18 protein-coding genes are annotated in these 25232 nt (G+C 67.1%); 3 read left to right on the top strand and 15 right to left on the bottom strand.

Going from position 1 to position 25232, the window contains the following annotated elements; all coding sequences use genetic code 11:
- Positions 1-11: 11 nt before the first annotated feature.
- Positions 12-1973, top strand: coding sequence for a PhoX family protein (locus tag P5703_RS11565; protein WP_049325068.1), 1962 nt, complete (start codon positions 12-14; stop codon positions 1971-1973).
- An 8-nt stretch (positions 1974-1981) separates the two neighbouring features.
- Here the strand turns inward: P5703_RS11565 and P5703_RS11560 are convergent, their stop codons facing one another.
- Positions 1982-4966 carry a PAS domain-containing protein gene (locus P5703_RS11560; protein WP_125851333.1) on the bottom strand — a complete coding sequence of 995 codons (2985 nt, stop codon included), beginning with the start codon at positions 4964-4966 and terminating at the stop codon, positions 1982-1984.
- 213 nt (positions 4967-5179) lie between these two features.
- On the opposite strand from P5703_RS11560, the gene P5703_RS11555 reads away from it, so the two are divergent.
- The gene (locus P5703_RS11555; RefSeq protein WP_011913095.1) at positions 5180-7177 is read left to right on the top strand and encodes an ATP-dependent helicase; all 1998 of its coding nucleotides are present in this window, start codon (positions 5180-5182) and stop codon (positions 7175-7177) included.
- Here P5703_RS11555 and P5703_RS11550 read toward each other — a convergent pair.
- The 5 genes from P5703_RS11550 to P5703_RS11530 form a co-directional block, all read right to left on the bottom strand.
- Positions 7174-8895: a bifunctional protein-serine/threonine kinase/phosphatase gene (locus P5703_RS11550; protein WP_125851334.1), complete on the bottom strand. Its 1722-nt coding sequence runs from the start codon at positions 8893-8895 to the stop codon at positions 7174-7176. The two genes, P5703_RS11555 and P5703_RS11550, sit on opposite strands and share 4 nt — an antisense overlap.
- Positions 8896-8958: 63 nt before the next feature.
- The gene (locus tag P5703_RS11545; RefSeq protein WP_011913097.1) at positions 8959-9771 is read right to left on the bottom strand and encodes a formate/nitrite transporter family protein; all 813 of its coding nucleotides are present in this window, start codon (positions 9769-9771) and stop codon (positions 8959-8961) included.
- Between the two features lie 166 nt (positions 9772-9937).
- Positions 9938-10321, bottom strand: coding sequence for a nitrite reductase small subunit NirD (gene nirD / locus P5703_RS11540; RefSeq protein ID WP_011913098.1), 384 nt, complete (start codon positions 10319-10321; stop codon positions 9938-9940).
- Positions 10321-12879, bottom strand: coding sequence for a nitrite reductase large subunit NirB (gene nirB / locus P5703_RS11535; RefSeq protein ID WP_111481470.1), 2559 nt, complete (start codon positions 12877-12879; stop codon positions 10321-10323). Before nirB ends, nirD begins: the two co-directional genes overlap by 1 nt.
- Before the next feature lie 392 nt (positions 12880-13271).
- On the bottom strand, positions 13272-14030 hold the full coding sequence (locus P5703_RS11530; RefSeq protein WP_095460056.1) for an SIR2 family NAD-dependent protein deacylase: 759 nt from the start codon (positions 14028-14030) through the stop codon (positions 13272-13274).
- 206 nt (positions 14031-14236) lie between these two features.
- Between P5703_RS11530 and P5703_RS11525 the strand changes: the two genes are divergently transcribed.
- The gene (locus P5703_RS11525) at positions 14237-15565 is read left to right on the top strand and encodes an oxygen-independent coproporphyrinogen III oxidase (RefSeq protein WP_014596591.1); all 1329 of its coding nucleotides are present in this window, start codon (positions 14237-14239) and stop codon (positions 15563-15565) included.
- Positions 15566-15571: 6 nt separating this feature from the next.
- On the opposite strand, the gene P5703_RS11520 is transcribed toward P5703_RS11525, so the two are convergent.
- The 9 genes from P5703_RS11520 to P5703_RS11480 are packed head-to-tail and all read right to left on the bottom strand — an operon-like array spanning position 15572 to position 24944.
- Complete coding sequence (locus P5703_RS11520; RefSeq protein WP_285586960.1) at positions 15572-17065, bottom strand: methyl-accepting chemotaxis protein; 1494 nt, start codon at positions 17063-17065, stop codon at positions 15572-15574.
- A gap of 51 nt (positions 17066-17116) precedes the next feature.
- Positions 17117-18382, bottom strand: coding sequence for an SAM-dependent methyltransferase (locus tag P5703_RS11515; RefSeq protein ID WP_279641832.1), 1266 nt, complete (start codon positions 18380-18382; stop codon positions 17117-17119).
- Positions 18369-19184 carry a DUF1365 domain-containing protein gene (locus P5703_RS11510; protein WP_045158963.1) on the bottom strand — a complete coding sequence of 272 codons (816 nt, stop codon included), beginning with the start codon at positions 19182-19184 and terminating at the stop codon, positions 18369-18371. The genes P5703_RS11515 and P5703_RS11510 overlap by 14 nt, the downstream gene beginning before the upstream one ends.
- On the bottom strand, positions 19181-20428 hold the full coding sequence (locus P5703_RS11505) for an NAD(P)/FAD-dependent oxidoreductase (RefSeq protein WP_218422583.1): 1248 nt from the start codon (positions 20426-20428) through the stop codon (positions 19181-19183). The genes P5703_RS11510 and P5703_RS11505 overlap by 4 nt, the downstream gene beginning before the upstream one ends.
- Positions 20429-20430: 2 nt before the next feature.
- On the bottom strand, positions 20431-21198 hold the full coding sequence (locus tag P5703_RS11500; RefSeq protein ID WP_048329278.1) for an SDR family NAD(P)-dependent oxidoreductase: 768 nt from the start codon (positions 21196-21198) through the stop codon (positions 20431-20433).
- Positions 21195-21623 (bottom strand): nuclear transport factor 2 family protein, encoded by a 429-nt coding sequence (locus P5703_RS11495; protein ID WP_017245009.1) that lies wholly within the window; start codon positions 21621-21623, stop codon positions 21195-21197. The genes P5703_RS11500 and P5703_RS11495 overlap by 4 nt, the downstream gene beginning before the upstream one ends.
- The gene (phrB, locus tag P5703_RS11490; protein WP_285586955.1) at positions 21620-23050 is read right to left on the bottom strand and encodes a deoxyribodipyrimidine photo-lyase; all 1431 of its coding nucleotides are present in this window, start codon (positions 23048-23050) and stop codon (positions 21620-21622) included. Before phrB ends, P5703_RS11495 begins: the two co-directional genes overlap by 4 nt.
- Complete coding sequence (locus P5703_RS11485; RefSeq protein WP_125919106.1) at positions 23047-23982, bottom strand: MerR family transcriptional regulator; 936 nt, start codon at positions 23980-23982, stop codon at positions 23047-23049. Before P5703_RS11485 ends, phrB begins: the two co-directional genes overlap by 4 nt.
- Before the next feature lie 2 nt (positions 23983-23984).
- The gene (locus P5703_RS11480; protein ID WP_045633201.1) at positions 23985-24944 is read right to left on the bottom strand and encodes a YbgA family protein; all 960 of its coding nucleotides are present in this window, start codon (positions 24942-24944) and stop codon (positions 23985-23987) included.
- Between the last annotated feature and the right edge of the window lie 288 nt (positions 24945-25232).

Below are 25232 nucleotides of genomic sequence, written 5' to 3'. Positions count from 1 at the left end.
GATTCGTTTCGATGAAACAGGATTTCAGCGATTTTCACGCCGGCATCGCCGCCCATGATGACCAGGCGATCAACCCCAGCCGCAACTCGCCGCTGCGGGATGTCATCGACCGGCGCCGCCGCGGCCTGCTCAAGGGCGGCCTGGGCCTGGCCGGCATCGCCTTTCTCGGCGGCGCAATGGCCGGCGCCCGGGCTGCTGCCGGACCTGCGCGACTGATCGGTTTCCAGGGCATTCCGGCGCAGCTCGACCCGCAGTTCGACCGGGTCGAGGTGGCCCCAGGGTACAGCGCGCGGGTGTTCTTTTCCTGGGGCGACCCGGTACTGGCCGATGCGCCTCAGTGGCAGGCCGATGCCAGCGACGACTGGCAGGCGCAGCTCAAGCAGGCCGGCGACAACCACGACGGCATGCATTTTTTCCCGTTCCCCGATGCGCCGGACACCCACGGCCTGCTGGTGATCAATCATGAGTACGTCAACCCGACGCTGCACACCGACGGCATGCGTCTGGAGGAAGGCCGGCGCCCGCTGGAACAGGTGCGCAAGGAGCAGGCGGCCCACGGTCTGAGCGTCATCGAAGTGCGCAAGGATGCCCGTGGCCAGTGGCAGCGGGTGTTGCCGTCGCGCTACAACCGGCGCCTCAGCGCGTTGACGGAGATGGCCATTTCCGGGCCGCTGGCGGGCCATCCGAGCATGAAGACCGTCGCCGACCCGGATGGCAGGACCGTTCTGGGCACGCTGAACAATTGCTCCAGCGGCTTCACCCCCTGGGGCACCTATCTGATCTGCGAGGAGAACTGGCACAACTACTTCGTCAACCACGATCCGCAGGACCTGGCGGCGCGGGTCTCGCACCAGCGTTACGGCATCGCCGGCAGCGGCTTGAGCAAACTCTACGGCTGGGAAACCGCCGATCCGCGCTTCGATGCCACGCCGCAGGCCGACCAGCCCCACGGTGGCTACGTCAACGAGCCGCACCGCTTCGGTTGGGTGGTGGAAGTCGATCCGTTCGCCCCTGACAGCGTACCGGTCAAGCGCACCGCGTGCGGCCGATATTGCCGCGAATGCTCGGTGCTGTCGCTGGGCGAGGATGGGCGCATGGCCTTCTACTCGGGCGACGATACGAAGGGCGAGTATGTCTACAAGTTCGTGCCCAACGGTCGCTTCGTGGCCGGGGCGGACGCCGACAACCGCCGCCTGCTGGATGAGGGCACGCTGTACGTTGCCCGCTTCGACGCCGACGGCAGCGGTGAGTGGCTGGCGCTGGTGCATGGCGAGCACGGGCTGACCGCAGAGAGCGGCTTTCCCAGCCAGGCCGAGGTGCTGCTCAATGCCCGCGCTGCCGCTGACCGCGCCGGGGCGACGCCGATGGACCGACCCGAATGGGTGGCGGTGCACCCGCACAGTCGCGAGGTCTACGTGACCCTGACCAACAACGACGGCCGCGGTGCGAAACAACCGCTGGACCGGGCCAACCCGCGCCCCAACAACCTGCACGGGCAGATCCTGCGCTGGCAGGAAGAGGGCGGTGATCCGACCGCCACGCGCTTTGAGTGGGAGGTCTTTCTGCTCGCCGGCGAGCGCAGCGGGGCGCGGGACGCCCAGGGCAACCCGGTGGCGGCCAATCTGGTCGGTACCATCGACGGCGACTGCTTCTCTTCGCCGGATGGTCTGGCATTCGATGCTGCTGGCCGGCTGTGGATCGAGACCGATTTCGACGACGACCAGCCAGCCATGCAGGCCATGGGCACCAACCAGCTGCTCTGTGCCGACCCGGTCACCCGGGAGGTTCGGCGTTTTCTGGTGGGCCCGCGTGGTTGCGAGATCACCGGCATCACCTGGAGCCCGGACTACCGCGCCATGTGGGTGAACGTGCAGCACCCGGGGCTGAGCTTTCCGGCCAGCGACGGCCAATCACGCCCGCGCTCGTCCACCGTGCTGATCACCAAGGACGATGGCGGCGTGATCGGCAGCTGAGGCGCTCGTCAGCACAGCTGCTCGATGGCATCGAGCAGCTCGTCCTGACTGAACGGCTTGGCCAACCGGTGCAGCGGAAGCGCCGGCGCGGTGGAGGGCAGTTCGGCGTAACCGGAAACCAGCAGGATCGGCAATTGCGGGCGGGTCTCCCGCACCACGGCTGCCAGCTGCGCACCGCTCATCAGCGGCATGGCGTGGTCGGTGATCAGGATGTCGACCTGATTGACCTGCAGCAGATCCAGCGCTTCCCCGGCCGACCGCGCGGTGAGCACGCGATGTCCGGCCGCTTCCAGGATGCCGGCGGTGCTGAACAGCACCAGCTCGTCGTCGTCCACCGCCAGCAGGGTCAACGGCTTCGTCGTGCGCCGGGGGCTTTCATCGGGTGCCGGCGTGGAGACAGGCGCCGATGCAGGCGCGTTTTCCGCCGCCAGGGCCGGTAGCCAGATCTCGGCGGTGGTGCCCGCACCCGGCGAGCTGCGCAGCACCAGCCGACCGCCGGATTGCTCGGCCAGCCCATGGACCATGGACAGCCCGAGCCCGGTGCCCTTGCCGACCCCCTTGGTGGTGAAGAAGGGCTCGGCTGCGCGCTTGAGGGTCGCTTCATCCATGCCGCTGCCGTTGTCGTTGAGATCCAGGCGCACATAGCGGCCGGCGGGCAGGCCGTTCTGCTCCTCGGGTAGCGTCAGCTCTTCGGCGGCGATGCGGATACGGCCGACGCCGGACATGGCGTCACGCGCATTGGCGGCGAGGTTGAGCAGAGCGGTTTCCAGCTGGTTGGGATCGGTCTTCACCTGCGCCAGCCGGGCCGGCAGCTCGACCTGCAGCTGGATGGTCGGGCCAAGCGAGCTGAGCAGCAGCTCCTTCATGCCCGCGATCAGCTGCGGCAGTTCGATCGGTGTCTTGTGCAGTTCCTGCTTGCGCGCGAAGGTGAGCATGCGCGCGGTGAGCGAAGCGCCGCGTTCGGCACCGGCTCTGGCATTGTCCACCAGGCGCAGCAGCGCGGGGTCGGCGGGCATGCGCCGACGCAACAGGTCGAGGCTGCCGAGCACGGCCATCAGCAGGTTGTTGAAGTCGTGGGCGATACCGCCGGTGAGGTTGCCCAGCGCCTCCATCTTGTGCAGCTGCTGCAGCGCCTGTTCGGCGTTCACCCGTTCGCTGATGTCCAGCGCCTCGGGTACCAGGGCCACGATGCTGCCGTCCTCGCCCGGTACCGGGCGCATGGAGAAATCGAAGACGCGCACGCCTTGCGGCATGTTCAGTGTCATGGTCACGTGCTCGGTGGCGCCGGCCGCTACCCGCCGTGTCATCTCTCGCATCACCTCGGGCATACCCGGTGTCGCGGCGAACCAGGGCGATTCCCAGAACGGCATATAGGCCAGTTCGTTGAAGCGGTCGCTGATGCCGGCCAGGGCCGTGGCGTTCACGTAGAGAATCGCGCCGTCCGGCGCGAGCATCGCCATGTACAGGTGCGAGGTCTCCAGTACCGCGCGGATGTTGGCCTCGCTGCGGGCCAGCGCCGCGGTGCGCTCGAGCACCTTGGCTTCCAGCTGTTCGAGGAAGCTCTGCTCGCGCTGGCGCACCGCGGCGGCGGAACGCACCCGTTCGATGTGGGCCCAGGAACGGTCGGTGACCTCGGTGAGCAGGGCCAGCTCGCAGGCGCTCCAGGCCCGCGGTACGCGGCTGTGAATGGCCATCAGTGCGGTCAGCCGGCCTTCCTTGACCAGCGGCATGCAGATGGTGGCGGCGATGTCGAGTTGCTGGAAGGTCGCCGCGTCGGCGGCGGGCAGGCGGGCAAGGTGATCGTCGACGATGAAGGGTTCGCCGGCGCGCAGCTTCTGGACCGCCAGACTGCCGAACGCGGCGAGGCGGTAGTGGCCGACGATGCTCATGCAGCCCGGCGCCGACCAATCGCCACGGATGGTGAAGCTGTCCTGGTCGGGCTCCATGTCGGCGTAGGCGCAACTGGACAGTCCCAGGTGTTCGCCGAGCATGCGCGTGGTGGTGGCCAGGATGGCATCGGCATCGACACTGCGCGCCGTCTCCTTGGACAACGCATCGAGGAAGCGCAGGCGCTGCTCGTTTTCACGCAGCGCCAGGTCGGCCCGGGCACGCTCGGTGACATCGTGGCCCTCGACGAAGATGCCGCCGACGTTGCCATCGATATCGGTGACCGGCTGGAAGACGAAATCCAGCACGCGGTCTTCTTCCGCGGCGCCGCGGGTGCGCTGCAGACCGATGTGAATGCCGGAACCGACGAAGGCCTCGCCGCTGCGGTAGACCCGGTCGAGGATTTCGATGAAGCCCTGGCGCTCCACCTCCGGCAACGCATCGCGCACCGGCTTGCCGATGATCTCGCGCTCGCCGACGAGCCGGCAGTAGGCCGGGTTGACCATTTCGAATACGTGCTCGGGGCCGCGCAGCATCGCCATCATTCCCGGCGCCTGCTCGAACATCTCTTGCAGGCGTGCCTGCTGGCCCTGCAGCTCACGCTCGGCCATTACCCGTTCCGTGGTTTCCACGACCATGGCAATCACGCCGGCCGGCTGCGCCTGCTCGTCGAACACCGGCGAATAGTCCAGGTTCATCCAGGCGCGGGCCGGGCGGCCGTTGCGGTACAACGCCAGCTCCTGATCCTTGTAGGAGAGCGTGCCGCCGGCCAGGCCGACCTTCATCACGTGGTCGTTGAAGTCGGCCACTTCCGGCCAGCCCAGGCGCACTTCCGAGCCCAGCAGCTGCGGATGACGGCTGCCGGCGAACCCGGAATAGGCGTCGTTGTAGATCATGATGCCGCGCTCGCCCCAGAGCAGGACGATGGGTGTTGGCGAGAGCAGCAGCATCGCCGTGACGGTCTTCAGGCTCTGCGGCCAGTCCCGCAATGGCCCCAGTGGAGTGCTAGACCAATCGAAGCGTCGGATCAACGTGCCCAGTTCGCCACCGTCCGGGAGGAAGCTGTGGCTCGCATCATCAGGCGTGGGGTTGGCTGCTGGTTCCATCAGAAGCGTTCCGTCATCCGGTAGAGGGGCATTCGGCTCGGCCGAAAGATAGGCTGTTCAGCTCGGACAGCCATCTGCGCGAAATCCTGCAGGCGAAGCTGCCCGGCGCCTCATCTCAGCGAGTTTGCCTGCCGTTCGTTCCCGCGGCAGCCAGAGTACAGGGAAAAACCCTTACCATATCAATGATATGTGAATGGTCACGGTGAATTTCCGATGCTTTCTGCCGTCAAGCGCTACAGGTCCCTGGTCGCCGGGGTGCTGAAGCGCTGCTTTCCACGCACCTCGGCCCATCTGCGCGACGAGGACGAGCTGCTGTTCCGTCGTTGGGGGCATGGGCCGGACAAGGCGCAACCGCAGTCCACGGGCAAGCGCAGTGGCAAGGCCCAGGGCAAGCCCAGGGGCGCCAAGGGCAAGGCCAAGCCGAAGTCGGCAGCCAAGGCGGACGCCAAGGAAGGCGGCCCCGCCAAACCCCGGCGAGCGGCTGCGCAGGGCATCTACCCGGCGGCCGCGCTGAAGGTGGACGAGGACCAGGTTCGTGCCATGCGCGAGCGTGTCGAGCAGGCGGTGGCAGCCGGTATCGTCAGCGCGCCGTCGGAGGAACAGTGGGCGATGATCCTGGGGCGCAGCCCGCTGACGCGCATCTTTGCCGGCGCCGGTTCAGGCAAGTCGACCACCTTGCTGCTGCGCGTGGTATTCATGCTCTGCCACCTGGGCATCGAGCCGGGACGGCTGACGGTGATCTCCTTCACCAATGCCTCCTGTGGGCAGCTGCGCGAGCAGCTGCTGCGGGTCCTGGCGTTCTGGCAGTTCCCGTTCGACGAGCGCCAGGCGCGCCAGTGCGTGCGCACCTTCCACTCGGCCATGGCACAGCTGGCGCGCGAAGTGCTCGGCACGGCGCGGTGGTTCGAGCAGCTGGACGACAAGGCTGCCGCGGGCGACGAGCCGGACAACCCGCTGGCGAATGCACGGTTGCGTCCGGCACAACAGCGCCTGCTCAAGCAGGCCTACCAGCGTTGCTATGCCGAGCAGCCGGATTTTCGCGAGCAGGTGCACCGGCTGCTCGATCTGCCCGGGCCGGCGGTCGAGCCTGCCAAGGGCAGGCGTGCCGCGCCAAAGGCGCCGGAGAAGCCCTTCAGCCTGGCCGGCGAGTTCGCGGCATTGCCGTTGTACGAGGCGTTTCACGTGCAGGCCGGATTCATCGAGAGCATCGGCCTGCGCATCGATCGCCTGCAGCCGTCCGGACTCGAATGCACATCCCGCGAGCGCCAGTTCATCGAGGCACTGATCGCGTTCCACGGCTGTTTCCAGGCGGTGCTGCGCGAGCAAGGTCTGCAGACCTTCAACGCCGCGTTCCAGCAGCTCGGCGAGCGCCTGACCGCCGCTGACGGCGTACCGCCGGCGAGCCTCGCACCGTTCCAGCACCTGCTGATCGACGAGTTTCAGGACATCTCGCCGCAGATCGTCAAGTGGTTGCAGGCGCTGCATCGGCAGCTGGCCCGCCAGGGTTCGAGCCCGAGCCTGATGGCCATCGGTGACGACTGGCAGTCGATCTACGGCTGGCGCGGCAGTTCGCCGGAGCTGTTCATGGAGTTCGACCGGCACTTCCCGCGGCGTGGCGCCAAGGGCAGCGAAACGCTGCTGCTGGAAACCAACTACCGTTCCATCGAACCGGTGATTCGCGATGGCGAGGCGGTGCTGGCTGGTGTGCGCTTCAAACAGGCCAAGACCAGTCGGCCGAACCGGCCCATGCAACCGGGTGACCACGGCGTCCGGCTGGTCACCGGTTTCGAGCTGAACGGTGGGCTGGCACAACTGGTCGCCGAGATAAAGGCGCAATGCGCCCACGTCGTCGAGCGTGGCAGCCGCGAGCGCACCGCGGTGCTGCTGCTTGGCCGACGCAACGACACGCTGCGCGCCATCCAGGCCGAGCTGGATCGCAAGCTGCCGGTCAAGGCCTATACCATCCATCGCGCCAAGGGCCTGCAGGCGGAGGTCGCCATCGTCGTCGACGACTGCCTGCCACCGCAGCCGCACCCGCTGCGCAATGCGCTGTATGCGTACTGCGGGTTCTTTCGCAACAGCTATGACCAGGCGATGGCCGACGAGAGTCTGCGCCTGGCCTATGTGGCGATCACCCGCGGCGTCAGTCGGGTGCTCTGGTACACGCGCAAGGCGCAGGGCGCGACGGCACTGTTGCGACCGCGCGGCTAGCGCAGCAGCAGGGCAACGACCGTCAACCCCAGCAGCAGCGACAGGCCTTTCCAGAACAGCAGCGGGTTGCGTTCCAGCAAGGGTGGGCGAGTGCGGTTGAGCAGCGCCGGGTTGGGCTGGCGCAACTCGAAGACGAACTCGGACAGATCGGCGTAGCGCCGCCGTGGATCGGGATGCAGCGCCTTGGCCAGTACCTCGTCGACCCAAGCCGGGATCTCGCGCTGGGCGTCGCGTACCGAGCGGTAGTGCAGGCGCTTCTGCGCGGCCAGGGTGCGTGCCTTGCAGACATCGGTGCCATAGGGCAGGCGACCGCTGAGCAGCTGGTAGGCGATCACCGCGAGGGAGAACTGATCCGAACGCGGCGAGCCCGCCTCCCCAAGGAAATACTCCGGCGCGGTGTAGGCGGCGGTGCCGAGCAGCGCCTCCTGCGGATCCGGGGCCTGTTGGTCGGCGAGCCCGGCAACCCGTGTCGAGCCGAAGTCGATGATCTTCAGCGTGCCGGTGGCGTCGATCAGCAGGTTCTGCGGGCGCAGGTCCTGATGCAGCATTTCCAGGCGGTGAAAGGCGCGCAGGCCGCGGGCGATCTGTTCGACGAAGCCGCGTACGGTGGTCAGGTCCGGCGTCGGGTGGTCGAGCATCCACTGCGCGAGCGTCTGCCCTTCGATGAATTCGCTGACCGTGTACAGGTAGTGCCGCCGGCGTGGCGGCGGGCAGGCCTTGACCACGTGAGGGTTGTCGATGCGCCGGGCGATCCATTCCTCGAGAAGGAAGCGCTCGAGATAGGCCGGGTCGCCACGCAGATCGAGCGACGGCGTCTTCAGCACCACCTGCGCGCCGCTCTTTTCGTCGACAGCCAGATGCACATGGCTGCGGCTGCTGGCATGCAGCTGGCGAACGATGCGGTAGCCGTCGAACTGCATGCGCGGCTCCAGCAGCGGCGGCAGGGCCAGTTCGCCGAGCTGGCGCTGCACGTCGTCGGCCGCTTGCTCGGGCAGGCTGTCGATGCGCACCAGCTGCACGGTGAGGTTGTCATCGCTGCCGTTGACCAGCGCCTGCTCGACCAGCTGCCTCGCTGCAGCGTCCAGGTCGTCGGCATGGGTCGCGATGATATCGGCCATCGCGCGCGGATCGAGGTGCTCGTACACGCCGTCGGTGGCGAGCAGGAACAGGTCGCCCAGTGCCAGCGGGAGGTTGCGGTAGTCGATTTCCAGATGCGGGTTGATGCCCAGGGCGCGGCCGAGATAGCTGGTTTCGGCGCTGACACGCACGCGGTGATCCTCGCTCAGCTGTTCGAGGGCGCCTTCACGCAAGCGATGGATGCGCGCATCGCCGATGTGGAACAGGTGCGCGCTGCCGCCCTTGAGCACCAGCGCACTGAAGGTGCAGACATAGCCGCGGTCGCGGTCATAGCGGTAAGGGCCTTGGCGGGTCTGCGCATGCAACCAGGAGTTGACTGCCACCAGCACGCGCTGCGCCGACTGTTTCACCGACCAGGCGTCGGAGGTGCAGAAGTAGTCGGAGAGAAAGCTCGCCACCGCGGTTTCGCTGGCGATATGGCTGACCTCGCTGCTGCTGATGCCATCGGCCAGTGCGATGGCGATGCCCTTGCTGGCGAGCTGCGCGTCGGTGGGAATGCAGGCGCCGTGAAAGTCCTGATTGAGCGGCTTGCGTCCGGCATCCGAATGCTGGCCGAGGGCGATGACGAGTTGGCTGGGCATCTTCGATCTGCACGAAAGCCCCGGGCGCGAATGCGCAACCGGGGCTTTCGGCCGCACTCCCGATCAGTAGACGCTGCGCTTGGGCGCGGTGCGTACGTGGGTGGTGTAGAGCGTGAGGCCGGTGAAGGCCAGGCCGCCCACCAGGTTACCCAGCGCGGTGGGGATCTCGTTCCAGACCATGTAGTCCATGACCGAGAAGTCGCCGCCCATGATCATCGCCGAGGGGAACAGGAACATGTTCACCACCGAATGCTCGAAGCCCATGAAGAAGAACAGCATGATCGGCATCCACATGGCGATGACCTTGCCGCTGACCGAGGTGGAGATCATCGCGCCGACCACGCCCATCGAAACCATCCAGTTGCACAGCATGCCGCGCAGGAAGATGGTCGCCCAGCCCGCCGCGCCGAACTCGGCGTAGCCCAGCGTGCGATCCTCTCCGATGTGCGAGATCTTCTCGCCGATAGGTCCGGGTTCGGTGGAAAAGCCCATGGTGAAGACGAAGGCCATCATGAAGGCCACCACCAGCGCGCCGCCGAAGTTGCCGAGAAACACCCAGCCCCAGTTGCGCAGGATGCCGCCCACGGTCACGCCCGGGCGGCGGTCCAGCAGCGCCAGCGGCGTCAGCATGAAGACCCCGGTGAGCAGGTCGAAACCCATCAGGTAGAGCATTACGAAGCCCACCGGAAACAGCATGGCACCCACCAGCGGCGAGCCGGTCTGCACGGTCACCGCGACCGCGAACACCGCGGCAAGAGCCAGGATCGCGCCGGCCATGAAGCCGCGGATCAGGGTGTCGCGGGTGGACATGAAGATCTTCGATTCGCCGGCGTCCACCATCTTGGTGACGAACTCGGAAGGGATGATGTAGGACATGTCGGTCTCTCTGAATGGCAGTAGGGGGCCAGGCCCGCGACGGCGGCCGCGGGGCGCTGGCTGAGCGATGTGGGTGGCTGGCGAGTCGGGTCAGCTTCGCGGTCAAGGCCGCTCCCGCAGGATCGCTGCGGTGTGCAAGGGACGTTGCCCGGGCAACGGGCGGCGATCAGCCCGCGGCGATCTGTACCTCGTCGCCGATCAGGCGCACCGGCCAGACCTGCAGGCGCTGCTCCGGGTACTCCAGGCAGCTGCCATCGGCCAGGCGGAAGTGCTGCTTGTACAGCGGCGAGGCGATCACCAGTTCGCCCTTGAGGCTGCCGACGATGCCGCGGCCGATCACGTTGGCGCCGGACTTGGGGTCGCGGTTCTCGATGGCGAACAGCTGCTCGCCGTCCGCGTTGTCAGGCAGGTGGAACAGCGCCACCTGGGCGCCATCGTGCCAGGCCACCACACCGGAATTGGCGACCAGATCGGCACGGCTGCACAGCGTCTGCCAGGCCGCCGGCGCGTTGGAACGGGAGTCGAGACGAACGACATTGGACTGGCTCATCAGAGCACCTCCTGGGTAAGTGGGATCAGGTGAAGTTCGCTGGCGCGCACCGGCCGACGCTGGCCACGCTCCTTGACGAAGTGGATGTCCGGGTCGGCGCGCCCGTCGTTGACGAAGGTGCGGAAGCGCTTGAGCTTCTCCGGATCGGAGATGGCGTTGGCCCATTCGCACTGGTAGCTGTCGACCACGTGCTGCATCTGGCTCTCCAGCTCGGCGGCGAGGTTCAGGCTGTCGTCGAGGATGACGTCCTTCAGGTAGTCCAGGCCGCCTTCCAGGCTTTCGCGCCAGACCGAGGTACGCTGCAGCTTGTCGGCGGTGCGCACGTAGAACATCAAGACGCGGTCGATGATGCGGATCAGCGTTTCGTCATCGAGATCGGTGGCGAACAGTTCGGCATGCCGCGGGCGCATGCCGCCGTTGCCGCAGATGTAGAGGTTCCAGCCCTTGTCGGTGGCGATCACGCCGATGTCCTTGCTCTGCGCCTCGGCGCATTCGCGGGTACAGCCCGATACGGCGAACTTGATCTTGTGCGGCGCACGCAGGCCCTTGTAGCGGTCCTCCAGGCGCAGCGCCATGCCGACGCTGTCCTGCACGCCGTAGCGGCACCAGGTGCTGCCGACGCAGGATTTCACGGTGCGCAGGCTCTTGCCGTAGGCGTGGCCGGTTTCGAAGCCGGCGGCGATCAGCTCGCCCCAGATGTCCGGCAGTTCGTGCAGCTGAGCGCCGAACAGGTCGATGCGCTGGCCGCCAGTGATCTTGGTGTAGAGGTCGTATTTCTTCGCCACCTGGCCGATGGCGATCAGCCCCTCGGGGGTGATCTCACCACCCGGGATGCGCGGCACCACCGAGTAGGTGCCGTTCTTCTGCATGTTGGCCATGAAGGTGTCGTTGGTGTCCTGCAGCGGAATCAGCGCCGGATCGGTGATCGGCTGGTTCCAGCACGAGGCCAGGATCGAACCCACCGTCGGCTTGCAGATGTCGCAGCCGACATGGCCGCGGCCATGCTTGGCCAGCAGTTCGGCAAAGCTCTGGATGCCCTCGACGCGGACGATGCCGTAGAGCTCCTGGCGGGTGTAGGCGAAGTGTTCGCAGAGGCTCTTGTCAACCGCCACGCCGCGCGCCGCCAGTTCGGCGTCGAACACCAGCTTGAGCAGGGCATTGCAACCGCCGCAGCCGGTGGCCGCCTTGGTCGCGGCCTTGAGTTCGCCGAGATCGGTGACGCCGGCATCGACCTGGCAGCACACCGCGCCCTTGCTGACGTTGTGGCAGGAACAGATGGTCGCGCTGGCCGGCAGGGCGTCCGGACCAAGCGTTGGAGCGCCCTCGGTCTGCGGCAGGATCAGGCCGGACGGATCGGCCGGCAGCTTGATGCCGTTCTGCGCGTACTGCAGCAGGGTGTCGTAGTAGCTGTTGTCGCCTACCAGCACCGCGCCCAGCACGCGCTTGCCATCGGCGGAGACGACCAGGCGGCGGTAGCTGGCGCTGGCCTCGTCGATGAAACGGTAGCTCCGGCTGCCCGGGGTCGCGCCATGGGCGTCACCGATGGAGCCGACATCCACGCCGAGCAGCTTGAGCTTGGTCGACATGTCTGCACCGAGGAACGGCGTGTGCGCTGCGTCGGCCAGCTGCGCGGCAACGCAGCGGGCCATGCTGTAGCCCGGGGCGACCAGGCCGAACACGCTGCCGTTCCAGCTGGCGCATTCGCCGATGGCGAAGATCGCCGGGTCCGAGGTACGGCAGTCACTGTCGACCACCACGCCGCCGCGTGCCGCCAGTTCCAGGCCGCAGTCACGGGCCAGGGCGTCCTGCGGGCGAATGCCGGCGGAAAACACGATCAGGTCGGTTTCAAGAAATTCGCCGTCCTGGAAGACCATGCGGTAGGCGTATTGCTCGCCAACGATGATTTCCTGGGTGGCACGCGACAGGTGCACGCCGACACCCAGCGCCTCGATGCGCGCCTTCAGCGCCGCGCCGCCGGCATCGTCCAGCTGCACCGGCATCAGCCGCGGGGCGAACTCGACCACGTGGGCTTCCAGGCCGAGAGACTTGAGTGCGTTGGCCGCTTCCAGGCCGAGCAGGCCTCCGCCGACCACCACACCGCGGCGTGCGCCGGTTGCGGCCGCGCGAATGCCGTCGAGATCCTCGAGGGTGCGGTAGACCAGCCGCGAGTTGCCTTCGGCACCGGGAATCGGCGGCACGAAGGGGTAGGAGCCGGTGGCCAGGATCAGCTTGTCGTAGGGCTGGCGGCCGTTGCCGGTGACCACTTCCTTGCGCTCGCGGTCGATCTCCAGCACCTGCTCGCCCAGGTGGGCCTGTACGCCGTGGCGGCTGTAGTAGTCGGCTTCGCACATCGCCAACGATTCGGCATCGCGGCCGCCGAAGTACTCGGACAGGTGTACGCGATCGTAGGCGCGCTGGCGCTCCTCGCCGAACACGTGCACGTCGTAGCGGGCTAGGGCGTCCTGTTCGATCAGCTGTTCGATGCAGTGATGCCCGACCATGCCGTTGCCGACGATGACCAATGTCTCGTGCTTGAGCGGGGTGACGGTTGAACTCATAGCCTTTCCTCTCGAGCGGCTGCGGCACGCGGCCGGCAAAACGCAAAAAAGGCGCCTGGAGCTGGGGTCAGCTCCAGGCGCCTTTGCCTGGTTTCAAAAATGTCGTGGGGGTGATTGGCCAGGCGTCGTTGCCTGGTTCACCCGGTCCCGTGCCTACTGGCGTGCGGTCGTCGCTGACCGCCTGGGACGTGCTGCCGTGCTGGCAGCTGTTGCAAGGGATTTAGCAGGTTGCGTGCCAGCTGCGCCGGGGCACCGCTGCAACCCCCCGGCCGGCGGGCCCGTGCGGGCTTGTCCGGGGGTGCGAATCGCCGCCGGCCGCGCGAGGCGGTTGAACCACTTCGGTGCGAAAAGGGCAGTGCGCTCACTGCTTTGGGGCGATTCGCGCGCGACGGTCAGCCGTCGAAAGCCTCGCGAACCAGCTGCGGCAAGGCCTGGCCGGCGGGCAGCGCGAGCAGGTGTTCTTGCGCACTCCGCGGCGCCTCGCCCTGTGGGTTGACATGCACCAACGTGGCGCCGGCCGCCCGCGCCAGATGTGGCACTTCAGCGGCGGGATAGACCACCCCTGAGGTACCGACCGACAGCAGCAGGTCGCACGCCTGGGCAGCGGCGAACGCGGCGCGCAACGCATCGCCCGGCAGGCTCTCGCCGAACCAGACCACGCCGGGCCGCAGGCGTCCGCCACAGTGGCGGCAGCGCGGCGGTTCGAGACGACGTCCGGCTTCGGGTTCGTCCGGTGCGGGCAGCGGCTCGGCCGGTTCACGGGCGCAGGCGAAGCAGCGTGGCCGGTGCAGGCTGCCGTGCAGGTGGATCACCTCGCGGCTGCCGGCGCGTTCGTGCAGGTCGTCGACGTTCTGCGTGATCAGCGTCAGCTGCGGCACATGGCCGGCGAGTTCGGCGATGGCCATGTGCGCGGGGTTCGGCCGAGCCTGGAGAACCTTCATCCGGCGCCACTCGTACCAGCCCCAGACCAGCGCAGGGTCGCGACGATAGGCGTCGGCAGTGGCCAGTTCGGCCGGATCGAAACGCTCCCACAAGCCGGTGAGCGCATCGCGAAAGGTCGGGATGCCGCTCTCGGCGGAGACGCCGGCACCGGTGAACACCACGACATGGCGCGCCGAACGCAGGGCGCTGAGCAGGGAAGAGGGGATCACGGGCGGCTCCGGTGGCTGGCTGGCCGGTCATCAATAGCACCGTGTGACGGGCTTGCCAAAGGTTGCGCTGCACCGATTGCGGGGCGGGTGGCTACCGTCCGGCTGCTCGCTGGGCCCATCTGTCACCTACTTGACGGGCGTCAAAGCCGCCTGGCTCCGCTCCCGGATGATGCCGAGTACGCGAGATTCGAGGGTGGGAGGCGCTTATGCTTGGCTCAGTGACCTGGGACGAGGCCTTGGTACAACGTTACGGACAGTTCGGGCAGCTGCACTGCAGCTATCCGGCTGCGGTCGATTTCAGCGACCGTGTCGCACCGCTGGACCTGTTGCGCGCCCTGCGCGAAAGTCGCCGCGGCGGACGGCCGCTCTCCCTCTCCATTCATCAGCCGGACGGCGCCGGCCTGCAGCCCGAGGCCGCGGCGGCTTACCTGCAGCGGCTCGAGCGCGAGATCGAGCAGCTCGGCTGTCACGCCGGGCCACTGCAGGCGGTCGAACAGCTGCGCCTGAGCGTCGGCACCCTCGGTATCGAGGCGCTGCGCCGCCTGCTCAGCCAACTCAAGCGGCGCTTCGCCTTCGTCGAACCCCATGCCGGCAGTTTCCTGGCCGAGGTGGAGCTGGCCCATGTCGACTGGCCGCTGATCGGTGCGCTGCACGAGCTGGGCTTCAACCAGCTCAGCGTCGCGGTACCGGACCTGCGCGCCGATGATGGCGGCACGGTGGAGTACTTCCGCAGCTCGGCCCGCATCCGTGCGGTGATCGAGGCGGCACATGCGCTGCACTATCGCTCGGTGAACCTGGACCTCGGCTACGGTCGCTCCTGGCAGACCCCGTCGAGCTTCGCCCGGAAGCTGGCTTCGATCATCGAGCTCGCGCCCGATCAGGTCACCATGTTCGATTACCGTGACGCCGTGCCGGCCGCTGTCGGCCGCCTCGGCCTCGCGTCGCCGGCCGACACCCTGGCGATGTACCGGCACGGGGTGGAGCAGTTGAGCGCGGCGGGCTACCGCTACATCGGCCTGGGCAAGTTCGTGCTGCCGCATGACGACCTGGCCATGGCCCAGGAGATCGGCGCGCTGCACCATGACTTCTGCGGCTACAGCCTGCATGGCGACTGCGACCACCTGGGCTTCGGCGTCGGCGCCGTCAGCCGGGTGGGCGGCCTGTTCTGCCAGAACGCCGATCGCGTGCCGGCCTACCAGCGGGCGCTCGATCAGGGCCAACTGCCCTGCGTTCGCGGCCTGCATGCCAATCACATCGATCCGTTGCACCGCCTGCTGCTCGAGCGCCTGCTCTGCACCTTCGCGCTGGATTTCGATGCCCTGAGCCTGCAAAGCGGCGTCGATGTGCGTCAGCGCTATGCGCAGCACTGGCCGGCGCTGCGCCAGCTGCACGCCGATGGTGTGATCGTGCTGGACGACAGCGGGCTGCGGGTTCCCGCGCAGGCGCGGTTGCTGGTCGCGGCAGTCTGCGCGGCCTTCGAGCAGCCTGGCGCGGTGACCATCGGCCACTCGGCCGGGAACACCGCGCGGCGCTGAGGGCCGTTACAGGGCGAAGCGACCACCCAGGCTGCCGAGGCGGCCGGCCAGTTCGTGCAGCTGGCGACCGCCGCTGTCCAGCGCGCTGGCATCCCCGGCGTTGCGTTCGGCCACCTGCTGCACGCTCTGCAGATGGCGGCCCATGTCCGCCGAAACGGCAGTCTGCTCGTGGGTGGCCGCGGCGATCATCTCGTTCATCTGGCTGATGGCTTCGATCTCGTTGGCGATGGCGTCGAGCAGGGCGGTGGTGTCCTGGCTGCTGCTGACGCAACGGGCAACGCTGGCGCGGCTGTCGTGCATCGCTTCGGTGGCCTGGCGACTGCCCTGCTGCAGTCGGCTGATGATGCCCTGGATTTCGCTGGTGGAGGCGGCAGTCTTGCGCGCCAGGCTGCGCACCTCGTCGGCCACCACGGCGAACCCGCGCCCCTGTTCGCCGGCGCGCGCCGCTTCGATGGCAGCGTTGAGGGCCAGCAGGTTGGTCTGTTCGGCGATGTTGCGGATCACTTCCAGCACGCGATCGATCTGCTCCGCTTGTGCCGCCAGGTCCTGCACCACGCGGTCGGTACCCTCGATATGTTCGGCCAGGGTGCCGATCTCGTTGCGCACGCCGCTGACCGCCAGGCGACCGTCACCGGCCTTGCGACTCGCACCCTGTGCGGCCTGGGCGGCGCGATCGGCATGGCCGGCGACGTCGTCGATGGCCACCGTCATCTGTTGCATCGCCTCGACCATATAGGCGGTTTCGTCCAGTTGGCGGCTGGCGCCCTCGCGTAGCTGGCGTGTCGCCGTGCTCAGGTTGGCCGCGGTGCCGTCCAGCCCGGCGGTGTCGCGCACCACCGCGCCGACCAGTTCGCCGAGCTGGTCCAGCATATGATTGAAGCGCTGGGTGACCGGGCCACTGGCGCGGCTGCGGCAGCTCAGGTCGATGCGCTCGGGATGCGCGGTGATGGCGGCAGCGGCGCCGAGCAGGGCTTCGCCTTCGCGGGCTTCGGCATTGGCGCGGATCGCCAGGTAGATGAGGATGGCGCTTTCCAGTACCACGTAGAAGGCATGCAGGAACACCACGCCCCAGGTTCCGTCCGGCACCAGATAGACGCCCGCGCCCTGTCGCTGCAGGGCAAAGAAGCTCAGGTGATGCACCGCGATGGTGGCGGCCGCGACGACGATCGGTAGCCAGTCGCGGTAGTACACCAGGAATGCCAGCAGGGCGAAGATGCCGAAATGCATTTCCAGCAGACCATGGGCCTGGTTGATCTGCAGTGCGGCCAGCACCATGAACGCGGCACCGATCAGGCAGCGCAACAGACGCTGGCCAGGAATCAGCAGGTACAGCGCGGTCATCGAGATGGCGGTCAGTCCGCCGATGACCAGCGCCTGTGCCCAGTTGCCATAGAACGCCGCGATCCCGCAGGAATAGGCCAGCAGAAACCAGATCACGCCGAGCATGATGCGGTCGGCCTTGAGGTAGTGCGCTTGCAGCGTGACGCTATCGGTGCTCATGGGTGACTCCGGATGATGTGCAGTCTGGTTATCGGCAGCCGAGGCGCCGAATTACCCGACATAGAGGGGTTTCCGACGAGTGCCCGGTTTACCCAGCAGCAGCTGTGCGGTGCCGATGGCGCGCTCGAGAAAGCCGCCTTCGCAGTAGCACAGGTAGAACTCCCACAGGCGGTAGAACTGCTCGTCGTAACCGTGGCGCTCCAGCTCGCCGCGCGCCTGGCGGAAGTTCTCGTGCCACAGGCGCAGGGTGCGCGCGTAGTGCTCGCCGAAGTCCTCCATGTGCAGCAGGTTCAGATCGGTATGCTGCGTGGCGACATCGAGCATGCGCTGCAGCGAGGGCAGGGCGCCGCCGGGAAAGATGTAGCGCTGGATGAAGTCGACATTGCGCCGCGCCTGCTCGTAACGCTGGTCGCGGATGGTGATCGCCTGCAGCAGCATCAGGCCGTCGTCCTTGAGCAGCCGCGCGCACTGGCGGAAGTAGCCTGGCAGAAAGTCATGCCCCACGGCCTCGACCATCTCGATGGAAACCAGCTTGTCGAATCGTCCTTCGAGATCGCGGTAGTCCTTGAGCAGCAGCGTGATGCGGTCCTGCAGACCCTCTTCCTCGATGCGCCTTTGGGTATAGGCGAACTGCTCGTGCGACAGCGTCGTGGTGGTCACCCGGCAGCCATGGTGGATCGCGGCATACAGCGCCATGCTGCCCCAGCCGGTACCGATCTCCAGCAGATGATCGTCGGCTTGCAGATCGAGCTTCGCGCAGATGCGCTCCAGCTTGTGCAGCTGGGCCTGCTCCAGGCTCTGCTCGGGCGTGGCGAACATGGCCGCCGAGTACATCATGGTCGGATCGAGGAAGCGCTCGAACAGCTCGTTGCCCAGGTCGTAATGCGCGGCGATATTGCGCTGCGAACCGGCGCGGGTGTTGCGGTTGAGCCAGTGCAGCGCCTTGATCACCGGCTGGCCGAACAGCGCCAGCGCGCCGCGCTCGATGCTGTCCAGCACATCCAGGTTCGTAACGAACAGGCGGATCACGGCGGTCAGGTCAGGGCTGGTCCAGTAACCATGGATGTACGCCTCGCCCGCGCCGATGGAGCCGCGTGCGGCCACCAATCCCCAGAGACCGCCATCGAGCACATGGATCTCGGCCTTCAGCGGGCTTGCCAGGTCACCGAACAGCTGCTGCTGGTCCCCGTGGTGCAGCGTCAGCTGACCGTGACGCAGCTTGTACAGCTGATGCAGCACGGTGCGGCGCAGCAGGCCGGCGGCCAGTCCCATCCCGGCCAGCGGGTGGGCTTTGACGGTCAGGCTAGGGCTCTTCATGGCGGCCTCCTGTGGAGTGGGTAACGGCCAACCCGAACGGCTTCGTCGGGGGCCGATGGTTGAAGATCGGCGTGCGCTTGAGCAGCAGGCGCAGCGCCTGCCAATAGATGGCGAGCAGGGTCTTGGCGGTCATCCAGGGGAAACCGAACAGATAGCGATGCACGGCGCCGCGGCCAAGCGGCTGGCGTTCCAGGCCGAGGGTGGCGTCGAACAGCTTCTGTTCGCCCTGCCAGTCCTCCATGTGCACGCCGATGCGCCGGCCCGGCGGGTTGAAGCGCATGCGGTACTCCAGGGCCTCCGGCAGGAACGGCGAGACGTGGAAGGTCTTGGCCACGCTGCAGCGCAGATTGCGGTTGCCGTTGGCCGGCAGTACGTAGTGATAACGCTCGCGCCAGGGCGTGTTGCTCACCTCGCAGAGCACCGCGGCGAGCTGCTCCTGTTCATCGAAGCAATAGAAGAAACTGACCGGGTTGAAGCACAGGCCCCAGCTGCGCGGCTGGGTCAGCAGGCGCACCGCGCCGGTGACCGGTCGACCCAGCGCTTCGCTCACGCGCTGGCGCACGGCATCGGCCAGTGCGATGCCCTGTCCGGTGTACTCCGGCAGGTAGTCGCGCTCGCGGAAGGAGAAGGGGGCGAAGCGCCCACGGCCACTCAGCGGTGAAAGGCCGAGCACCGCATCCTGCTCGGCCAGGTCCAGGTAGAGCAGCCCCATGCGGTAGCTGAACGCATGGGCGCGCGGCGCGAAACGCCGGTGCTGCACCCAGCCGCGGTACAGCGCGCTGTGTACGATGGCGCCGTTCACAGCGCGGCTCCGAAGGCTGCGGCGACGCGCAGGGCACTGACCACGCCGTCCTCATGGAAGCCGTTGCCCCAGTAGGCGCCGCAGAAGTAGCTGTGGTTGGCACCCTGCAGCTCCTCGGCGCGGGCCTGGGCGGCGATGCCGGCAAGGCTGTACTGCGGATGGGCGTACGTGAAGCGCGCGAGAATCTGCTCCGGATCGATGGCGTCGGTCTGATTGAGGCTGACGCAGAAGGTCTGTGGCGCCTCGATACCCTGCAGGATGTTCATGTTGTAGGTGACGGCTGCCGGCTGCTGGCTCGGTCCGCCGAGACGGTAGTTCCAGCTGGCCCAGGCACGCGGGCGCCTGGGCAGCAGGCGGATATCGGTGTGCAGCACCACGTCGTTACCGGCGTAGCCGATGGCGCCGAGGATGTCGCGTTCCGCCTGGCTCGGCCGTGCCAGCAGGCGCAGCGCCTGGTCGCTGTGGCAGGCGAAGATCACCTTGTCGAAACGCTCGGCACCGGCCGGGCTCTGGATCGTCACGCCATGCTCGTCGCGCAGCACCTCGAACACCGGACAGTTGAGGCGGATATGCTGGCTGAAGCCCTTGGTCAGCGGTGACACGTATGCGCTCGATCCGCCCTCGACCACGTACCACTGCGGGCGGTCGTTCACCGACAGCAGCCCGTGGTTCTTGCAGAAGCGGATGAAGAACTCCAGCGGAAACTCCAGCATGTCGGCCGGCGACATCGACCAGATCGCCGCACCCATGGGCACGATGTAGTGATCGATGAAGCGCTGGTTGTAGCGACCCAGTCGGAGGTAGCTGCCAAGGGTGACCTGAGGGGTGATGCGACCGTTGTGGTAGTCGTCCAGCGCCTCGCGATTGAAGCGCAGGATGTCGCGCAGCATGCCCCAGAAGGGGGGCGAGAGCAGGTTGCTGCGCTGAGCGAACAGGGTGTTGAGGCTGTGCCCGTTGTATTCCAGGTCCCGCTGGGGGTCGCAGACCGAGAAGCTCATCTCGGTGGGCTTGTAGCGGACTCCGAGCTGGCCCAGCAGCTTGATGAAGTTGGGGTAGGTCCAGTCGTTGAAGACGATGAAGCCGGTGTCCACCGCGTAGTCGCGTCCGTGCAGGCGCACGTCCACCGTATGGGTGTGGCCGCCGATCCAGCTGGCCGACTCGAACACGGTGACGGCGTGCTGGCGGGCCAGCAGATGCGCACAGGTGAGACCGGCAATACCGCTGCCGATGATGGCGATCTTCATGGTTATCCTTCCTTGAGAGGCGTGCGCGCCAGTCGCCGACCGAGGGCGAACTGCAGGCGCGCGGGCAGGTGCGAGAGCAGGCGCAGCACGGCGATGAACGGCGCGGGAAAGGCGATGTGCAGCGGGCGGCGTTCCAGGCGCCGGGCGATCTGTCGTGCAGCCTTGTCCGCCGGCCAGCGCATGGGCATGGGAAAGTCGTTGCGACGGGTCAGCGGTGTATCGACGAACCCCGGGCTGACCAGCGTGACGTCGATGCCTTCGCTGGCCAGGTCCAGACGCAGCGATTCGAGCAGGTAGCGCAGCGCGGCCTTCGACGCGCCGTAGGCTCCGGCGCGCGGCAGCGGCAGCCAGGTCACCGAGCTGCCGATGCCGACCAGATGCGGTCGCACCCCCTGCCGCAGCAGGGGCAGTGCAGCCTCGATGCAATGGCCGGCGGACAACAGGTTGGTCTGCACGACCCGCTGCAGCAGGGCCGCCTCGAAATGCCGGGCGTCGATGTACTCGCAGCTGCCGGCATTGAGGATCACGCTGTCCAGCGCGCCCCAGTGCGACTCGATCGCCGCGCCGATGGCACGTACCTGTTCGCTGTCGGTGAGGTCGCCAGGCAGTGCCAGTACCCGCCCCGGATAGCGTCGGGCAAACGCCAGCAGCGGCTCGGCGCGACGTGCCGATAGCGCCAGACAATGCCCCTCGGCCAGCAGCAGACGTGTCAGTTCGAGGCCGATGCCGCTGCTGGCACCGGTCAGCCAGATCCGTCGCGAGAGATTCATGCCAGTCTCCGCTGCAGCCAGCGGATCGCCGAGCCGAGCAGCGGCACGTGCTGGTAGAGCAGCGCGCCGGCATCGAAATAGTCGCGATGTCGCTCCACCTTGCCGTCGGCGTTCCAGCGCAACAGCGAGCACCCTTCCAGGCTGATCAGCTGGCCGCGATTGAGGCGCGGGTGGCGAAAGCTCATCAGCCAGCGCAGGTAGCCCTGTCCCTCGCACACCTGGTCGTGGCTGATGAACTCGAAATGCAGCTGCTCGACGTTGGCGTACAGTTCGGCGAAGTAACGCTGCAGTTCGGCCAGGCCCACCACCTCGTGCAGCGGGTCGGTGAAATGCACGTCATCGCTGTAGAGCTCGCCCAGGCGCTCCAGCTTGTCGGCATCCAGACTGGCGAACTCGGCCGCGAAGCGATGCAGAAAGCTGCTCATGGCCGGACGTCCGGCAGGTTGCGGAAGGCGTCCAGGGCTCGCGCGCGGCTTTCCCCGAGGTCGATGATCGGTGCCGGGTAATCGGCCTTGCCGAACAGGCTGCGCTGCGCGGATGGGTTGTGTATCTCGCGCTTGCCCAGTCCCTGCAGTTCCGGCAGCCAGCGGCTCAGGAACTGGCCGTCCGGGTCGAAGCGCTGTGACTGGCTGATGGGGTTGAACAGGCGGAAGTAAGGCACCGAGTCGGTTCCGGTGGACGCGCTCCACTGCCAGCCGCCGTTGTTGGCCGCCAGATCGCCGTCGATCAGGTGGCGCATGAACCAGCGCTCGCCCTCGCGCCAGTCGATCAGCAGGTTCTTGCTGAGGAACATGGCCGTGACCATGCGCAGGCGGTTGTGCATCCAGCCGGTTTCCCGCAGCTGCCGCATCGCCGCATCGATGATCGGAAAACCGGTGCGGCCCTCTTGCCAGGCCTGCAGCTCGTCGGTCGCGCGGCGCCACGGCAGCGCTTCGGTCTCGGCGCGGAAGGCGCGGTGCATCGAGACCCGCGGGTAGCCGACCAGGATGTGCTTGTAGAACTCACGCCAGAGCAGCTCGTTGATCCAGGTGGTGGCGCCGGCGCTCCCGCTGTCCAGCTCGCCGCGGTTGCTTGCCACGGCCGCGTGCAGACACTGGCGGATGGAGATGACACCAGCCGCGAGATAAGCCGACAGCTGACTGGTGCCGGGCTCGGCCGGCAGGTCGCGGCGTTGGTGGTACTGGTGCAGATCGTCTTCGATGAACGCCGCCAGGCGGTGCTGGGCGAAGGTTTCGCCGGCGGGCCACAGCGTGCGCAGGTAGTCGCTCGGCCGATCGAAGCCGCGCACCTCGTCCGGTGGCACGTCGCTGGTGACGGTCATGGGTTGTTGCGGGGCCGGTGGCGCGACGCATGCCGGCAGCGACATCGACAGGCGTGCAAGGCAGGCGCGACGGAACTGACCGAACACCTTGAAGTAGCCACCCGACTGGGTGAGCACGCTACCCGGCGCGAACAGCAGCTGGTCGAGATAGCCGCGCACGTCGATGCCGGCGGCCCGCAGCCGGGCGGCAACGGCCTGGTCACGGCGCTGCTCGTTGACGCCATATTCGTCGTTGTAGTGCAGGCGCTGCACGGCCAGCTCCTGGCAGAGCTTGAGCAACGCGTCGGGCGCGGCCTGCCAATCCTCTACGTCGCGAATCAGCAGCGGCACATTGAGCGCCTGCAGGCGGCCCGCCAGCTCGACGAGGTTGCGCAGCCAGAAGTCCACCTTGCAGGCGGCATCGTCATGGGCGAGCCACTGGCCGGGGGTGATCAGGTAGACCGCGACGGTGGGGCCGGCGGCCATGGCAGACGCCAGGGCGGTGTTGTCGCTCGTGCGCAGATCGCTGCGCAGCCAGATCAGCTGCGTCATGCGGCACCTCCCTCGCTGCCGGGCAACAGGCCGGCGTGCTGCAGGCACTGCAGGGCGCTCAGCGAATCGTGGGCCAGTGTCAGGCCACGCTGGCCCTGCAGCACCGGCGCGTGGATGTGCACGGCCGGGCCGGTCATGAACAGCGGTGCGGCGCTCTGTTCGAGCAGACGCGGCAGGTCTCGCTGCAGGCAAAGGCCCGGCAGGCTGTTGCTGGCATACAGCAGGACGGCGCGCGGCCGAATGCGTTCGCCGGCCAGACTCAGCTCGTTGAGCGGCACCGGCCATTCGATGACTTCCACCGGGCAGTCGGTGCTGGAGACCAGCCAGGCGCTCAGCCAGAGGCCGGGCGTGAAACTGTCCTGGTCGAGATTGACCAGCAGCAACGGGCGGCCTGCCTGCTGTCGTTTGTTGAAATAGATGCGGCTGCCCAGCTTGCTGCGCAGCCAGGAGTGGAACAGCACGCGCTCCAGCGATGCGCCGTACTGGCCCTGCCAGCGTCGCTCCAGGGCTTCGAGCAGCGGCTGCAGCAGGTGCTGGAAAAGCGTGCGCGGCGGGTAAAGGGCGACCGCGCGGTTGAATGTGTCATCCAGCTGCCGTTCGCTGAAGCGATCGATCGCCTGCAAGAGCTCCTCGAGCAGTGCAGACCACTGATTCTGCTGCGGCAGCTCCGGGGGCGTGCTGGTGCCGAGCAGTGTCTTGATCTGGCTGACCGCCACGCCGCGATTGAGCCAGGTGACGATGTCACGGATGCGCTCGATGTGGGTGTCGTCGTACAGCCGGTGCCCCTTGGCCGTGCGCAACGGCACGATAAGCCCGTAGCGGCGCTCCCAGGCGCGCAGGGTCACGGCGTTTACGCCGGTGATGCGGGCCACTTCGCGGATGGGCAGCAGGCCGTCGGCGGTCAGCTGCGCCAGGTCCGTTGGTTCGATCATGGTCAGATTCCGTTACGCAGACTGAGTGTTTCGGGGTGCGGCTGCAGGTAGGCCTGGCGCGCGATGTAGTGGTCCGGGTGACGGCGGAAGTGGTGCTTGAGCAAGGTCAGCGGCACTACCAGCGGAATCACGCCTTCGCGGTACTGGTCGATCAGCCGGCGCAGTTCACGGCGGTCGTCCGATCCGAGGGCATCCTTCAGGTAGCCGCTCAGGTGCAGCAGCACGTTGCAATGCGTGCCGCGAGTGGCGGGCTTCTTCAGCGCCCGCATCAGCTGGCTGAAGTAGCCTGGGGCGAAATCTTCCAGCGCGTGCTCGGCCAGGGCCGCGACCCGTCGGCCGAGCGCCTTGTATTCCAGCGGATTGCTGGCCATGAGCTGGTACTTGTAGCGCGAGTGGAAATCGACGATGGCGCGACGGCTCAGACCGGTCTGCAGCAGGCGCTGCCAGTCGGCGTAGGCGTAGACGCGGGTGAGGAAGTTCTCGCGCAGCACGGCATCGTTCAGTCGTCCATCCTCCTCGATCGGCAGATCGGGGCGTGCCTGCATCAAGGCCTGGGCGAACACGCCGGTGCCACCGCCGGGCAGGGTGTGGCCGTTGGCGGCATAGACCTTGACCCGCTCCATGCCGCAGGACGGCGACTTCTGCATCAGGATGTAGCCGCTGATGTCGTGCAGCTGCTCGGCGATCTGCCGACCGTAGGCGGACAGCGCGTCAGTCACGTCCAGCTCCGGGCGCACCGTACCGACCGCACGCGGCGCATCGGCATCGCCCACCAGGCGGATCGGTTCACGCGGCGTGCCGAGACCGATGGCCACTTCCGGGCAGACCGGCACGAATTCGAAATGCTGTGCCAGTGTCTCGCTGCACAGGCGCGATTCCTTGTGGCCGCCATTGAACCGCACCGGGTTACCGAGCAGGCAGGCGCTGATTCCGATTCGGGGGGTGGGGAGCATGGTGTGCATGATGACAACCTCTTGTACAAGATGAATTTCTGTACAACTTAATGTCATCATATTCCTCGTCTTGTACAAGTCAATATGCGATGTACAAGATCTCGCGACTTTTCTTGTACAAGAAGGCGGCTGCCGGCAGAATGACGCTCAGCAACGCGGTGTCGCATCCTTGGCGGACCGTCAATGCGCGCTTCAGGCTCGCAGCGTTACCGATGGTTGTGGCTCTTTCTGCACCGAACGGGGCGCCATCAGCTGTACATTCGAATAACCATGTATAGGTGTATGCTGTAGGCGAGG

This window comes from Stutzerimonas sp. FeSN7 (assembly GCF_030263795.1).
In the GTDB taxonomy this organism is placed as follows: domain Bacteria; phylum Pseudomonadota; class Gammaproteobacteria; order Pseudomonadales; family Pseudomonadaceae; genus Stutzerimonas; species Stutzerimonas stutzeri.
Note: the sequence above shows the minus strand (reverse complement) of the source record. Positions and strands in the feature narration are given on the sequence as shown.